16 protein-coding genes are annotated in these 14,958 nt (G+C 40.5%); 4 read left to right on the top strand and 12 right to left on the bottom strand.

What is annotated here, in order from left to right; translation table 11 throughout:
- Window positions 1-8: 8 nt before the first annotated feature.
- From sucA to cdaS, 6 genes are all read right to left on the bottom strand, one after another.
- Window positions 9-2,843 carry a 2-oxoglutarate dehydrogenase E1 component gene (sucA, locus tag NST57_RS10370; RefSeq protein ID WP_341298525.1) on the bottom strand — a complete coding sequence of 945 codons (2,835 nt, stop codon included), beginning with the start codon at window positions 2,841-2,843 and terminating at the stop codon, window positions 9-11.
- Window positions 2,844-3,067: 224 nt separating this feature from the next.
- The gene (locus NST57_RS10375; protein ID WP_341298526.1) at window positions 3,068-4,984 is read right to left on the bottom strand and encodes a vWA domain-containing protein; all 1,917 of its coding nucleotides are present in this window, start codon (window positions 4,982-4,984) and stop codon (window positions 3,068-3,070) included.
- Window positions 4,985-4,995: 11 nt separating this feature from the next.
- Window positions 4,996-5,874, bottom strand: a complete 879-nt coding sequence (locus NST57_RS10380) for an AAA family ATPase (RefSeq protein WP_142155290.1) — start codon at window positions 5,872-5,874, stop codon at window positions 4,996-4,998.
- An 89-nt stretch (window positions 5,875-5,963) separates the two neighbouring features.
- Window positions 5,964-6,542: a superoxide dismutase family protein gene (locus NST57_RS10385; protein ID WP_341298527.1), complete on the bottom strand. Its 579-nt coding sequence runs from the start codon at window positions 6,540-6,542 to the stop codon at window positions 5,964-5,966.
- A gap of 75 nt (window positions 6,543-6,617) precedes the next feature.
- A complete protein-coding gene (locus NST57_RS10390; protein WP_142155292.1) occupies window positions 6,618-7,949 on the bottom strand; it encodes a LysM peptidoglycan-binding domain-containing protein in 1,332 nt (443 codons plus the stop codon).
- Between the two features lie 402 nt (window positions 7,950-8,351).
- Window positions 8,352-8,978 carry a sporulation-specific diadenylate cyclase CdaS gene (gene cdaS, locus NST57_RS10395; RefSeq protein ID WP_024718575.1) on the bottom strand — a complete coding sequence of 209 codons (627 nt, stop codon included), beginning with the start codon at window positions 8,976-8,978 and terminating at the stop codon, window positions 8,352-8,354.
- Window positions 8,979-9,059: 81 nt separating this feature from the next.
- Here cdaS and NST57_RS10400 point away from each other — a divergent pair, with 81 nt between their 5' ends.
- Together NST57_RS10400 and NST57_RS10405 are read left to right on the top strand one after the other, a co-directional pair.
- Window positions 9,060-9,185 (top strand): hypothetical protein, encoded by a 126-nt coding sequence (locus NST57_RS10400; protein WP_003215647.1) that lies wholly within the window; start codon window positions 9,060-9,062, stop codon window positions 9,183-9,185.
- 59 nt (window positions 9,186-9,244) lie between these two features.
- Window positions 9,245-10,612 carry an MATE family efflux transporter gene (locus tag NST57_RS10405; protein WP_142155293.1) on the top strand — a complete coding sequence of 456 codons (1,368 nt, stop codon included), beginning with the start codon at window positions 9,245-9,247 and terminating at the stop codon, window positions 10,610-10,612.
- A 21-nt stretch (window positions 10,613-10,633) separates the two neighbouring features.
- Here NST57_RS10405 and bshB2 read toward each other — a convergent pair whose 3' ends face one another.
- From bshB2 to rarD, 4 genes are all read right to left on the bottom strand, one after another.
- Window positions 10,634-11,299 (bottom strand): bacillithiol biosynthesis deacetylase BshB2, encoded by a 666-nt coding sequence (gene bshB2 / locus NST57_RS10410; RefSeq protein ID WP_135227103.1) that lies wholly within the window; start codon window positions 11,297-11,299, stop codon window positions 10,634-10,636.
- 17 nt (window positions 11,300-11,316) lie between these two features.
- Window positions 11,317-11,667, bottom strand: coding sequence for a YojF family protein (locus tag NST57_RS10415; RefSeq protein ID WP_008346474.1), 351 nt, complete (start codon window positions 11,665-11,667; stop codon window positions 11,317-11,319).
- The gene (locus NST57_RS10420; protein ID WP_008346472.1) at window positions 11,664-11,945 is read right to left on the bottom strand and encodes a hypothetical protein; all 282 of its coding nucleotides are present in this window, start codon (window positions 11,943-11,945) and stop codon (window positions 11,664-11,666) included. Before NST57_RS10420 ends, NST57_RS10415 begins: the two co-directional genes overlap by 4 nt.
- Before the next feature lie 78 nt (window positions 11,946-12,023).
- Window positions 12,024-12,935 carry an EamA family transporter RarD gene (gene rarD, locus NST57_RS10425; protein ID WP_007500743.1) on the bottom strand — a complete coding sequence of 304 codons (912 nt, stop codon included), beginning with the start codon at window positions 12,933-12,935 and terminating at the stop codon, window positions 12,024-12,026.
- Window positions 12,936-13,021: 86 nt separating this feature from the next.
- Here rarD and NST57_RS10430 point away from each other — a divergent pair, with 86 nt between their 5' ends.
- Entirely contained in the window at window positions 13,022-13,495 is a 474-nt protein-coding gene (locus NST57_RS10430; RefSeq protein WP_142155294.1) for a spore gernimation protein GerT, read from the top strand.
- Between the two features lie 40 nt (window positions 13,496-13,535).
- Here the strand turns inward: NST57_RS10430 and NST57_RS10435 are convergent, their stop codons facing one another.
- Together NST57_RS10435 and NST57_RS10440 are read right to left on the bottom strand one after the other, a co-directional pair.
- The gene (locus NST57_RS10435; RefSeq protein ID WP_003215921.1) at window positions 13,536-13,754 is read right to left on the bottom strand and encodes a hypothetical protein; all 219 of its coding nucleotides are present in this window, start codon (window positions 13,752-13,754) and stop codon (window positions 13,536-13,538) included.
- Window positions 13,755-13,829: 75 nt separating this feature from the next.
- Entirely contained in the window at window positions 13,830-14,162 is a 333-nt protein-coding gene (locus NST57_RS10440) for a winged helix-turn-helix transcriptional regulator (protein ID WP_142155295.1), read from the bottom strand.
- Between the two features lie 141 nt (window positions 14,163-14,303).
- On the opposite strand from NST57_RS10440, the gene NST57_RS10445 reads away from it, so the two are divergent.
- Complete coding sequence (locus NST57_RS10445; RefSeq protein ID WP_142155296.1) at window positions 14,304-14,921, top strand: nitroreductase family protein; 618 nt, start codon at window positions 14,304-14,306, stop codon at window positions 14,919-14,921.
- Window positions 14,922-14,958: the final 37 nt, after the last annotated feature.

Raw genomic sequence — 14,958 nt, forward strand, 5'->3', positions numbered from 1 at the left:
TTTCCCCCTTAGTTTTTGCGAGTCAAGCTATCAGATACAATTCGTTCTTGTTCTTTTTTATGAACAGTTGGATCACCCTCAGCCGTACTTGAACGTCTTCTGCGGCCGATGTAACGTACTTTCACTTTTTCAGATGCAATTTCACGTAAATATGGCTCAATATATCCCCAAGCGCCCATATTTTGCGGTTCTTCTTGCACCCATACGATTTCTTCTAAGTTCGTCAGTTTTGATAAAATAGCTTTAATATCTTTGGCTGGGAATGGATATAATTGTTCCACTCTCGCAATATGAAGCCAATCTTTTGAGTCTTCCATTTGAGTAAAACGATCACTAATATCGATCGATACCTTCCCGCTCGATAAAACAAGGCGTGTTACTTTTTCATGATCATGCACAAGGCCCGGCTGTTCAAGAACTGGACGGAACTGTCCATCTGTTAGTTCTTGGACTTCGGATAATGTGTTCGGGTTACGAAGCAGACTCTTCGGTGTCATGATGACAAGAGGACGAATCTCTTCACGAAGCAGCATTTTCGCCTGTCTTCTAAGAATATGGAAGTATTGAGCTGCACTTGTCAGGTTCGCAACTGTCCAGTTATTCTCAGCAGCTGATTGCAGGAAGCGCTCTGTTCTTCCACTAGAATGTTCTGGACCTTGTCCTTCATATCCATGTGGCAAGAGCATCACAAGCCCTGACTTTTGTCCCCACTTGGCGCGGCCTGCTGAAATAAATTGATCAAAATACACTTGAGCCGCATTTGCGAAGTCTCCAAATTGAGCTTCCCAAATAACTAATGTTTCAGGAGAATAGACATTATAACCATATTCAAACCCGATGACAGAGCCTTCTGACAGTGGACTGTTATGGACTGTAAATGATGCATTTGCATCACTCAGTTCATGAAGAGCTATGAATTCATCTCCCGTTTGACTGTCGTGAAGAACAAGGTTTCTTTGAGCAAATGTTCCTCGTTCAGAATCCTGTCCGGTCATTCGAATCGGCGTACCGTCTTTTAATATAGATGCAAATGCAAGTGCTTCACCAAGTGACCATTCCACTTTGCGATCATCTGTAAACACTTTTGCACGTTTTTCAAGGATCCGCTTTAGCTTACCGAATACTTGGAAGTCTTTCGGCCAGCTAATCAATTCTTCATTCAGCTTTCTTAATACATCAAACTCTACAGATGTATCAACTGCAGGGAAGCCGTTAGAGACAGGCTCTGGCAGTTCGATTTCTTGAATCGTATGTTCTTTCTTTGAAGGCACTTTTTTATAAGCTTCTTCAATTTTTGCCGTAACAGCCTGTTCAATTTCTTCTCTTTGTTCTTTTGACAGAAGGCCCTCGGTGACAAGTTTATCTGCGAAGATATTCTTGACCGTTTTGTGCTTTCTGACCGCATCGTACAGCATTGGCTGAGTAGTAGAAGGCTCATCCATTTCGTTATGACCATATCTGCGGTAGCCAATCAAGTCAATTAAGAAATCCTTTTTAAACCGTTTACGGTATTCTACCGCCAGCTGAACGGCTGCTAAACAAGCTTCTGGATCGTCTGCATTGACGTGAACAATTGGAATCTCGAAACCTTTTGCAAGATCACTAGCGTATTTCGTTGAACGAGATTCATTGCTTTCCGTGGTAAATCCAATCATATTGTTGGCAATGATATGGATTGTTCCCCCCACTTGATAGCCGACTAATTGACTTAAATTTAATGTTTCTGCGACAATCCCTTCTCCAGGAAATGCAGCATCCCCATGAATTAAGATGGCTAACGCTTTTTCAACGTCTTGAACTGGATAGCCTTTTTGAGTACGCGATTCTTGCGCGGCACGAGTGCTTCCTTCAATAATCGGGTCAATAAATTCCAAGTGACTTGGGTTATTGGCAAGTGTGACTCTTGCACTCTTTGTAGCTTCATCTTTGATTTGGCGGTCAGCACCGAGATGGTATTTTACATCCCCTGTCCATCCGTAGCTGATGCCGATAGAGCCTTCTGATGGTACAAGCTCTTTATTAGGCGCATGCTGGAATTCTGAGAAAATGATCTCATATGGCTTTCCTAACACATGTGCTAATACATTTAAACGGCCTCTATGTGCCATTCCAATGTTAATATTTGAAGTCCCTTGTGTAACAGACTCGGATATAATTTCATCAAGTACTGGAACAAGTGCGTCTAATCCTTCAATAGAAAAACGCTTTTGTCCAACAAATGTTTTATGAAGGAACTGCTCAAATTGCTCGACTTCTGTTAATCTTTTGAGTACAGAAACTAGTTTATCTGCTGGTTTTTTCTTGAATAATTCACCAGACTCAATAGATTTAGAGAGCCAGTTTCGCTCTTCGAAGTCATGTACGTGATCAAACTCAAATGAAATGGTACGCTTATACGTATTTCTCAAATGGTTAATGGCTTCTATGCCGTTTGAAATGTGTTTAGGTGCATCTGGACTAATAATTGATATTGGAATATTCTTAACGTCTTCTTCAGTTAAACCGTATTCCTTTAAAGGAAACAGCTCTTGTAGTTCCTTTTCTTTGCGAAGAGGATTGACGGAAGCATTTAAATGGCCATACGTTCTGATGTCTTCTGCCAGTTTAACGACTGATGCTATCTTTTGGATTTGTTCAGAAGTAACTACGCTATTTTCTTTTTTCCCAATTTCCTCCTTCATTTCACTCGGTGGTGCACCAAGTTCATCAAATATGCCTCTTATGTCTTCATCAACACTAGTAGGATCCTGGACATATTGATCGTAGAGCTCGAGCACGTAGCCGAGGTTCGGACCATGAAATTCTTCCCAACTCAACGGTTGTTTCACATCATTTTGAAACATTTTGAACACTACCCCCAACTTTGATCATCAAGTGATTGAACACTATTTCGATATAACTTCCAGAACAAAATGACCAAATTTATGTAATAAAACGCTTCCAATCATATTCTACCACTGTTTCAGATTACTTTCTACATTCTTTGTTCAATTAAAGATAAAAAATTCAAAGAAAAACAAAAAATTTAAATCATTCCGAAAAATATTTTAAAGAAAGGGGCAAAACCTTATGCCCCAATGCTTTTATGCAGCAATTTCTTGAGTAATGGATATAGCACATCTGGCAATGTATCGACATCCGGTACAAAAATGCTGAACTTGCCATACATATCTTGGATCGTTTTCATCTGCGCCTCTTCAATCGGAGAATTGGATAGAAATACATTGATGACTTCAATTCCCTTTTTTCTCGCTTCGAGAACCGCTTCATGTGTATCCACGATCCCATTTTGTTCGTAGCTGAAGGCAGCCGGCTCTCCGTCTGAGAAAACAATGAGGAATTTTTGTTCTTCTCTTCGTTTTAAAATCATTTTTGTCATTTGGCGAATCGCATATCCGTCCCGGTTATCCTCTTCTGGCTCAAGTGACATAATGGAAGGTCCTGCGTCAAATAAGGAATCTTTGAACGATACGACGGTGTTAAAGTAGTTCGGCTGACTTGTTTCAGTTGCGTCATTTGTATCTTCCCAGAACCCTACAATTTGATGAGGTACCTGCACTGATTTTAAAGCTTCATGAAACAGAACAATCCCTTTTTTTGTCTCATCCATCTTGTCAAACATACTCGCAGAACAGTCAACTAATAAAGTGAACACAGCATCAATTTGAGAAGATGGGGCTTGTTTTTTATAAAAAAGTCGAGGATTGGACTCTGTAAAATAACGAATGAGCTTTTTACTGAGACGTCCTGCATGAAGATCTGTTTTTGGCCATGATTTTTTATGCTCAAGTGTTTTTTGAATCATTTGTTTTAAGCGTTTCTGATAAGGCTCGATTGCCTTTGCGTGCTGCTTGTACACATCTATTTGCTCTGGCGCAGGAGGTTCTGGTGAAATCATGACTGGAAATGCATATTTGTTTTCTTTTCCATTCTCATGCGCATCTGCACCGCTTTCTTCTCCTTCTGCCTCTTCTAGTGCTTCAAGCTTTGAATAATCTTTTCGTTGGGTTTGTTTGGCTGAACCTTGAACCGTTCCAAGCGCCTGATCTCCATCGTCACCTTCTCTTGCCGCATCTTTGCCGAGATCGCTTTTGCCACCGTGCTCTAAATCAAATTGAAGGAAGCTTTTAGATGGTGCTTCCGTTTCTCTATGCCATACTTCCATATATTCATTATGGATGTCTTCATCCCCCTCTTTTTCCCGATCGACTTTTATCTCCTCACTTAATTTAGGCTTTCTTTTGAGGTCATGGAAAAGCGGTTCGTTTGCCGCTTTTTCATAGTCCAATTCTGGGAAGAAAAAGTATGTGTTCAGCATATCCTTTTCAAGGAGCTCATCGAAGCCTTCTGTCAATTCTTTGACAATGATGGCGATATCAGATGTCGAGCGTGCGTCATATACACGTTCAAGACTTGACTCAATAAACGGAATCATTGGATCTATCCGCTCATGAAGGGGTGGAATTTCTTCAAGAGGAGATTCGGCTGTCAGCTTCACGTATATCGCACAAAAGAGTGCATCTGTTAAAATACTGCGTTCTTGGTTAATCGTTAATTGTGTCTTAAAGTGACGTCTGTAAAGCTCTCTTCTCCGTTTAAATACCTTTTTTGTTCCTGGGCGGTCACGTTTAATCCGCTCTTCAATTCGGATATCTTCAAACAGCATAAACAATTGTTTGCACACATCAGGAATGGATAATGTGTGGGCATAGCGAATGATGTCTTCAAATACTGAAAGATCGCTATATACCGTCCCTACTGCTCGCAAGAACACATCACTTTTTAAGCCTGCCATCATATCCTCCTGATGACGATCATCCCAAAAATGGCTGATGAAAATTTTCTTTTCAAACGGTTCATAGTAGGACTGCACACCGTATTCAAGCTCCACATCATCACTTTTGGCAAGTGTTTTGGCTAAATCTGTTAATTCCATAAATAAAAATGAATCGATTCTGCTGTCATTAAATTTGATGAATTTCAAAAGTCAGAACCTCACTCGAATAATGTTTGAGCGATATTTCTTACCGCTGCTTTTTCCCGGTCATCTTCTAGCTTCTCTACAATTCCTCGTTCAATTGCACGAAGCGGAGGGATATATTGCGCAAGATCACATGTATCTAACAGTGCGCGAATGGATGCGGCTTCTTCACTGACCTGTCCATTGTGTGCTTGGATGATGAGATCTGATGAGAGCTGTACGAATTGATCGATTAACCGCTCATCCTTTAAAACGGATTGAGTGTGCAGTACTTCTTTTAAAATGCCGCCGCCAATGTAAGGAACTTCGATGACGACAAAACGGTTTTTCAGCGCTTCATTGAGCGGCACTGTCCCAACATATCCCTCATTGATTGCTGCAATCACGCCAAAAGCTTCTTCTGCTCTAACGACTTCACCTGTAAATGGGTTTGTCATCATTTTTCTGTAATCAAGCACACCGTTTAAAATAGGCAGTGTTTCTGGTTTTGCCATGTTGATTTCATCAATATATAAAAGGTGTCCTTTTTTCATTGCTTTTGTAACGGGTCCTTCAATGAATTCTATAGAAGCAACTTGTCCATCATTATGGATGGTTTTATAGCCAATAAGACTTTCTGCATCAAGGTCAACTGAGCAGTTTACACTGTGCATCGGCTGTTGAAAAAACGCGGATAACGTTTCTGCTAGTTTTGTTTTACCTGAGCCCGTCGGTCCTTTTAACAGAACATTTTTTCCTAGGGCAAGTGCAATCATGGCATCTTGAATAATAGACGTATCTTGTGATTCATAGCCGCCTGTTCCGATAAGCGGACGAAATTCTTCTTCGAGAACTTTTCCTTTTGCTTCGATCATTGCTTGAATTTCTTCTGGGAGTGATTGTTGGTTAAACATATATGATTAATTCCTCTCTTCGATCATTTTCCTCACCAAGTATACTAAAAAAACCTTTATGCACTCAATACATAAAGGTTCGTCTTCTGTTATTTTACCATTTCTTTTGTGATGGCTCCGCAAGCAATGCGTTTCCCTGAGTTGCCAGAAGGGTTGCTTAAGTAATCATCTGCTTCTGCATGGATGATGAAACTTCGCCCGTTTTGATCAACCAATTGATTCGGGCCTCCTTTGACTGTCACATTTGGAACATTCACAACGACGTCAATTTGACCATCTGCCCCTACTTCTAAATTAGGCATATCTCCAGCATGATGCCCTTTTGGGTTGTCGAAGCCATGCTCTCTATGGGTCGGATTAAAATGCGCACCTGCTGTTTCAAAGTCTGGCGCCTCACATACACCTGTTTCATGGATATGGAAGCCATGAGCACCTGGAGGTAATCCCTTCGCTTTCACATGTAAATCAAGTCCATTTTCTGTCGATTCCCTGATGTCGATGCTCCCTATTTTTTGCCCGCTTTCATTGATTAATGAAGTCGTCATTGGCGATTGTTTAGGAGCTGCAACTTCCTGGCTCTCTTCAGTTGTTTCTTTTTTTGGCGGAGCATGACATGCTGATACGAGAAAAACCAAACATATCAAGACCATCCTCAGTGACATTTTCATCTAACTGCCCCCTTTTGCTATCAGTATGGACAAACTGATGAGAAGGCAAACAAAAAAAGCCGAAAATCGGCTTTTTTAGAAGAAACGTTTCGCACCTAAGTAGGCTTTTTTCCAATAAGGATTGCTTAAGTTTGAAATCCCTACTCCACTGTCACTTGCATGAAGGAAATCTCCTCCACCTAGGTATAGTCCCATATGAGAAGGGCCTGCTTTGTACGTTGTGAAATAAACAAAATCTCCAACTTGTGGTGTGCTGACAGGCGTCATCATATTCCAGTATCCTGCTGTACTCAATCTAGATACTGATGAAACCTTATTAATGAGATAGTAAACAAAGCCGCTACAATCAAATCCAGCTGGTGTATTGCCACCCCATCTGTAAGGAATGCCTGTGAGTTTTTTACCTTCTTGAATCATTGTCGTGATTTTTGCATTCATTGGAACGTCATTTTTATTATTGTTGACCGGTGTTGTTGAACCGTTTGACGTAGAACCATTAGATCCAGTTGAACCGGAAGCTGTTCCGTTGATTTTTAATACTTGTCCAATTCTCAGCACATCACTTTTCAAGCTGTTTGCTGTGCGGATTGATTGAACCTGCACCTTAAACTGATTCGCAATTTTCCATAATGAATCACCTGATTTAACCGTATAAGATGTTGTTTTACTACTTGAAGACTGATTGCTGTTTGAAGGCGTGCTAGGTTGAGCAGGTGCTTTCGGCTGACTTGGTTTTGACGTCACCGTTCCTTTTACCTTCAATACTTGATTTGGATAAATCGTATCAGATTTTAGCGAGTTCAATGTTTTAATTTCACCAATCGACATATTTAACGAATTGGCAATTTTCCAAAGTGAATCGCCTAATTTCACTTTATATGTACTAGATGCTGATGACGAACTATTAGAATTCGTTGATTTGTTACTTGAGCTGGAATTAGATGTTGAGTTTGAATTTGAGGACTGGCTGCCGCTCGTTTTCGTCGTTCCAGACACTTTCAGCTTTTGTCCAGGACGAATGAGGTCACTGTTTAAGCTGTTCAAACTTTTCAAACTTGCAACTGACATTTTGTGATTCTTCGCAATCAGCCATAATGAATCCCCAAGCTTGACTGTATAGCTAGATGTTGTTGAAGCACTTGATTTCGTTGCTTTTGAACCTGTTGATGAGCTGGATTTCGAACTTTTTGCACCAGGGATCTTTAAGCTTTGTCCTGCAAAAATCATCGTCGTTTTTAATTGATTAAGAGATTGAAGTTCCGAAATACTTGTGTTGTACTGTTCGGCAATCTTCCAAAGTGAGTCACCGCTTTTCACCTTGATCGTCTGTGCTTCTGCCGGTGCAGCAATAACAGCTGAGCCTGCGATCGCTGAAACTGTGAGGCCGGTTACTACTTTTTTCTTCATAGATGAATCTCCGCCTTTCATGATTTCGTTCCACAAGACTTATGTACTAGTTTTGAGTTTAGCATTTAATGGTTCTGCTTCTCTTGCACTATTTTATCTTTATTTCTATTATATTACTCGACATGAAGACGTTGGGCAATACTAAATAGGTTAGAGCAGCCAACTCAAAATGCTAAAACAAAGCCATATCGTTTCTATCGGCTGTTTGCTGTATTTATCAACATTTTTTAAGGAATTTTTAAGTTGACGTTTAGAAATTTGTCAAAACAAGCACGTTGCTAGTTTCATAGTTCTATTCTACATGACAAATTTTTCTGTATCAAATGACTTTTTACTTAATTACCTGCTTTTTCTCCTCAATAAAAAAAGCACCCTTCCCAATGAAGAATGCTGTGTACATGTTTACTTTCTGATTTCTTGATCTTTTACAGTTAACGGATAGAGGACTCCTTCTTTCGCAAACGACATTTTCCCTGTTTCTTCTGATACCACAAGAACAAGGGCATCGGTCATGCCTGAAAGTCCAATGGCTGCCCGGTGTCTTGTGCCTAGAGAAGGGCTGACTTTTTTCGAGGTGAGCGGCAGGACATTTGCAGCGGAAACAAGCGTGTTTTCTTTTACTAAAAGGGCGCCATCGTGAAGTGGGTTTCCAGGATAGAAAATGCTTTCTATTAATGATGCACTAATTTTCGCATGAAGGTTTGTCCCTTTTTGTATATAATCCTCAACCTCGTCTCTCCTTTGAATCACAATCAGTGCGCCATGCTTTTGTTTTGATAAGTTCTCAATGGCTAAAGAAAATTGAGCAAAACCTGGTGTGAATTCTTCCATATACGCTTGTAAATAAAACGAGGAAGCCTCTGCATGCATTTCATTAAACTGATCATGCAATGATTCGAGTTCACAAAGAAGGCATTGTTCCGTCTGGTCAAGCGAATCGACGATTTTTCTTGCATCCATCATAATTTGCGTTAAATGAGATTTCATTTCTAACTTAAACATCGCTTCTTCATTTGTGCGATTGATCATCTCACCATGTCCCTCCTTCTTTCGCTTGTGTCATAAAATAACAAATTGTGCACATTCTATTTGTATGGAGGTGAATTCAATATGACCATTCAAAAAGTGATTCAATATGCTTGCAGCATTTTAGGTGTTGTCAGTCTTTCTTTTATTTATGCCCAAATGTTCAAAAAAACGAAGCCCTCAAAGAAAAATAATCCGACAGAGAATTGATTTTTTTACATAGCGTGATATAATTCCTCTCGTTATTTCTGTTCAGAGAGGAACTTATGATGAGAGAAACGAATAGTATTCGAGCAAAGTTGGCACAATTTTTAACCATATTGATTCCGATTTTAATTACACAAGCAGGTCTTTCGCTCATCACATTTTTAGACACGGTCATGTCTGGAAAAGTGAGTGCAGAAGACCTGGCAGGTGTAGCGATCGGTTCGAGCATTTGGACACCTGTTTATACTGGTCTTGCTGGTATTTTAATGGCTGTTACCCCTATAGTGGCTCAGCTGATGGGCGGCGGCCGCAGGGAAGACGTTCCTCGTGCAGTCTTCCAGGCCATTTATTTATCTTTTCTTTTAAGTATCGTGGTGATTGTCATTGGATCGTTGTGTGTTCCTTTTATTTTAGGGAGACTTGGGCTTGAACCATCCGTAGAAACCATTGCCCGTCATTTTCTCAGCTTCCTTGCTATTGGAATCATCCCACTTTTTGGTTATTCAGTCATGAGATCTTTCATTGATGCATTAGGAAAAACACGTGTGACGATGTTCATTACGTTAACCGCACTTCCTATTAATTTTGTTTTAAATTATCTCTTTATTTTTGGGAACTTTGGGTTTCCAAAGCTTGGCGGTGCAGGGGCAGGTCTTGCATCTGCGATGACGTATTGGGCGATTTTCATCATGAGTATTTGTATTGTCATCAAAGCTGAACCGTTTGCGTCCTTTCGGTTGTTTCAGACATTACCTCGCTTCAACGTTTCCCGAATGGGTCAAATACTGAAAATCGGTATCCCTATTGGGTTTGCGATCTTTTTTGAAACAAGTATTTTCGCAGCTGTCACGCTCTTAATGGGTCACTTTGATACCGTGACGATCGCCAGTCACCAAGCAGCGATGAACTTTGCTTCTATTTTATATATTCTGCCGCTCAGTATTTCAATGGCTTTAACGATTGTTGTAGGTTTTGAAGCCGGTGCCATGCGGTATAAAGACGCAAAAAGCTACAGCTATATTGGCATTGCAACGGCTGTTTTGTTCTCATTATGTACCGCAGCACTCATCTTGTTATTTAGACCTGAGATCGCTGGTTTATATACAACTGAATCAGCTGTTTTACAAATGACACAGCACTTCTTGATGTATGCGATCTTTTTCCAGCTGTCAGATGCGATCGCTGCACCCATTCAAGGAGCTCTGCGCGGCTATAAAGATGTGAATTATACACTCATTGCTGCGTTTGTCTCTTACTGGGTCATCGGCCTTCCAGCTGGCTACCTGATTGGCACATATACCTCATTTGGAGCGTTTGGTTATTGGATTGGACTGATTGCTGGACTTGCCGCAGGTGCAATCGTCCTATTTGTTCGTCTCAGGTTGATTGAAAGACGTATGCATTCTGATACAACACGAAAAGGCAGCTGACCTCAGTCAACTGCCTTTCATTTAGTCATTCCATTGATACGTCCAGAAAATTTCTTCATCAAACCATTTTTGGACGACCGGTTCTTTGTTTTTCAGCTTTTGTTCAAGCTCTCTTAGCATGCCTTCTGTTTGTGTTCTATGCGCTCTTAACGCATTTAATTTGATATCTGCTACATCCGTAATATCAATCACAATATCGGCATTTCCTAGCACTTCTTCTCGATTTTTCGTAATGGCCATGCAGTATGTGACGGGACGGTCTTCTTTTTTCTTGCGGTATAGGGCACGAATGACCGCTTCACCTGTCGCATCATGATCAGGGTGTACACCATGACCTGGGTAAAATGTGACAATAAGAGTTGGTTTCACTTCATCAATTATGCGTTCCATCACATCCGCTAAATACTCATCATCTTCAAATTCTAACGTTTTATCCCGAAGACCAAGCATACGCAAGTCTGTGACATCCATTTCTTTACATGCATGGATTAATTCCTGTTTTCTTAATTCAGGAAGTGTCTCACGGTTAGCATATGTTGGACTTCCCATATTTCTTCCCATTTCTCCAAGTGTCCCGCATGCATACGTCACTGGAATTCCACGTTTTCTGCTTTGCGCGATGAGCCCTGCGACCCCGAAGGATTCATCGTCGGGGTGAGGCAGCATCACAAGTACATGTTCGTTCATCACTGTTCCCCTCTCTCCTACACCTGAAATGGTGTTTCACTAATTTGTAATGAGATCGCTAGTTTTCCGTCTGGCAGGTGTCCTGCTAACAGCAGGCGGCCTTGTTCATCAAACACGTAATCGGTTAAACCTTCTGCGTAAATCCAGCCATCTTCTGTTTTCATTCCGACTCGGTATGGACCTTGTCCTTTTATTTTCGCCTGTGAATAGACGACTTTTGCGTTGCGGATATACGCCACGACCGTCATATTTTGCTCATTCACATGAGCTGAATAAGAACCAGTTGTCGTTTCAAGATGAACGAAGACTGGCCGATTTAAAAACGATTCAAGATGTGCTGTGACATCTTCCGTTTGAATTGGTTTCATGAGTGGTTCCTTCCTTCATTTTGAATTAGTTCTCGCAGCTTTTTCGTATGTAAGCTGATCAGCTGTAGTTGATGACCCTGTTCAATCGTGCTTTCTAAAATTCTTTCCACAGCGAGTACATACTTTTGATGTAATGACTTTCTTGCGCGAGGATGGGTGCGTGCATCAAGCAAATCATCTCGTATCGCCTCGTGTAATGAAGTCATATCCACTACATCAAGCTGCCGATTTTTCCATAAAGATTGATAAGCGTGTGCAAGCTCATCGACTGATGACATGTGATCACCTCTACAGTTTTGGTAACAACTTATTATGACATGATCCGCCTGCAAAAAAAAGCAAACTGCTTCGTCTCTTTAATGAGAATTCGCTGTTTTTTTCATTCGCAGTTGAGAGGTTGTAAATAGTAAAATCGCCACCCAAATACAGAGGAATGTCACGATTTTTGCTGCAGATAAGTGTTCGTGATACACAAACAGCCCCAAAAAGAGTGTAATGGTCGGTGCAATATACTGCAAAATACCAACTTGGTATAAAGGAATTCTTTTGGCCCCTTCAGAAAATAAAAGAAGCGGTACAGCTGTAAAGACACCTGCAAAAAATAATAGCCCAAGAGAGCCGAAGCTGCTAGGATTCATTGTGACAACAGGTTCTTTTAAGAAGAAGAATAAGTAAACAAGCGCAGCTGGTGCAAGAAGCAGTGTTTCAATGGTTAATCCAATGGCACTCGTAAAACTCATCCTTTTTTTAATCAGTCCATAGAACCCAAAACTAAAAGCCAATACGAAAGCCACGACAGGAAATGAGCCGTACTGAACAGTTGAGATGATGACCCCAGCTGCGGCAATGAGAATGGCGGTGGTTTGCATTTTATTCAGTCGTTCTTTTAAGAAAATGATGCCTAGTAAAACTGATACAAGCGGATTAATATAATACCCTAAACTCGCTTCCAGCATAAGATCGTGATTTACCGCCCAAATGTATACATACCAGTTGACCGATATTAAAATAGCAGATAAAAGTAATGAAAAAAGTGCTTTTCCATCTATCATCAGACCTTTCACAGTCTGCATCGCTGGACGGACTTGCTTTAAATATAAAAGAATACCGCACATAAAAACAAAGGACCATACGATTCTGTGCGCTAAAATTTCGCCTGACGAAATATGCTCCATCAGTTTCCAATATAATGGGAATAACCCCCATAATGTAAAAGATGCAGCCGTATATAAGACACCTTTTGATTGTTGTTCGTTCAATCTAACCATTCCTTTCTAAACCTATCGTATATTATAGCACGCACATCACTTTATGGGCATATACTAATTCAGGGCATTTAGAAAGGATGATTTGCATGTTTGACTGGAACCGATTATTCCCTTTTCAAAAGCAATTTTCAAAAGAAGCGTTAAAAAATTCAGATCCTAAAGACGTTGAGCAATATGTCAATCAAGTCATGGAAAGTGTTTTCGGCTCCAATTATTCTGCTCAATTCCCCTTTCAGGATCCGCTGTCTCAGAAGCAGAAAGCAAGAGAGACAGACGATAAAAAAAAGAAAGAGCCGAATGTTGAAGTATTTGAGACGACAGATCACGTGTTTGTCAAAATAGAGCTCGATCGTCCGAACACTGAAAAAGTAAAAATCAAACATACAGCCAATCTGCTGTTTATTGATCATTTTCCTGAAGAGAATAAACAAAAGAAGGTTGTCCTGCCTGCTGCTGTGAAAAGAAAAGGAACGAAGGCTTCGTATCAAGAGGGTATTTTAGAAATTATGTTTTTAAAGCATGATGATCCAGGCATCTCTGAAATTGATATTCCATTATAAAAAGCCTGCTTTGAAATGGAAGCAGGCTTACTCTTTTTTCTCAATAATATGGTGGATATCCGCCGCCATAAGGTGGTGGAACAGGCGGTGGTGGTGGCGGGTAATATGGACGAGGATAATTAAAAATCGCACTTCCTAGAAATCCGCCAAGCAGTCCGCCGACTAAAGGAGCGCCAAAACCAAAAAACAAAGGGACTCTAGATTCATATGGCGGAATGCCGGGGGCACCGCCTCGAAAATACGGAGTATGAGGGTACATGCATTTCTCCTCCTTTGTCATGTGCCTAACATCAGCATATTCATTAGGAGACAAAACGTTTGGGCAAACCTAAAACTAGGCTTGCTCCTTTTTTTCATGAGATCCAGCATACTCCCCTGCCCAGCGCGATACTTCTGCGAACACACCATGTAATGCACTTCCTTTTTCGGTTAGACAATAGATGACTTTGACTGGCGTTTCAGGAAGTACAGTGCGCTTTATGATTCCTTCTTGCTCAAGCTCTTTTAAGCGTTCTGCGAGCATTTTTTGACTGATGGATGGAATAATGTCCGTCAGGTCTTTAAACCGCTTCGGACCATCAAGCAATACATGAATGATGAGACCATTCCACCTTTTGCCAAGAAGTAAAAAAGCTTGCTGAATGTTTGGACATAATTGAAATTCCATATATTTCAGCCTTTCTTTTCATGATCATTTGACAAACTAACGGTATACAATTTAAAATATATCTCTAGTTACAATAAGTAAGTTTCTCACTTTTTTATTTATTGTACCATACTATTTGCAAAAACGGGAGGAAATATCCATATGGCGAGCGATCAAAAAACGATTGACATTTTAAAAGAAAGAGCTTCAGTAAAAGAGTATGATACAACTCATGAAATGACAAAAGAAGAGTTAAAAGAGCTTCTTGATATCACAACAAAAGCACCATCTGCTTGGAACCTTCAGCATTGGCATTTCACTGTTTTCCATAGTGCTGAATCAAAAGCAAAACTTCTTCCAATTGCTTACAACCAAAAGCAAGTCTCACAAGCATCAGCTGTAATTGCAGTGCTTGGTGACCTTGAAGCCAATCAAAATGGCGAAAAAATCTACAGTGAGCTAGCAGAACAAGGCTTCATCACAGAAGATATTAAAGAAACACTGATGACGCAAATCAATGGTGCTTACCAAAGCGAGCAATATGCACGTGAAGCTGCGTATTCAAACGCTTCGTTAGCTGCTATGCAGTTAATGATTGCTGCGAAAGCAATGGGATATGATACATGCGCAATGGGCGGTTTCAGCAAAGAAGCGTACGTGAAAGAATTCAATGTGAGCGGTCGATACGAACCAGTGATGTTGATTTCTGTCGGAAAAGCAGCAAAAGAAGCTCATAAAAGCAATCGTTTTGACATCGAAGAAGTATCTGATTTCCTATAAAAAACGGCACAGTCCCAGCTTCATGCTGGGGCTTTTT

Source organism: Bacillus sp. FSL M8-0077 (assembly GCF_038050255.1).
In the GTDB taxonomy this organism is placed as follows: domain Bacteria; phylum Bacillota; class Bacilli; order Bacillales; family Bacillaceae; genus Bacillus; species Bacillus altitudinis.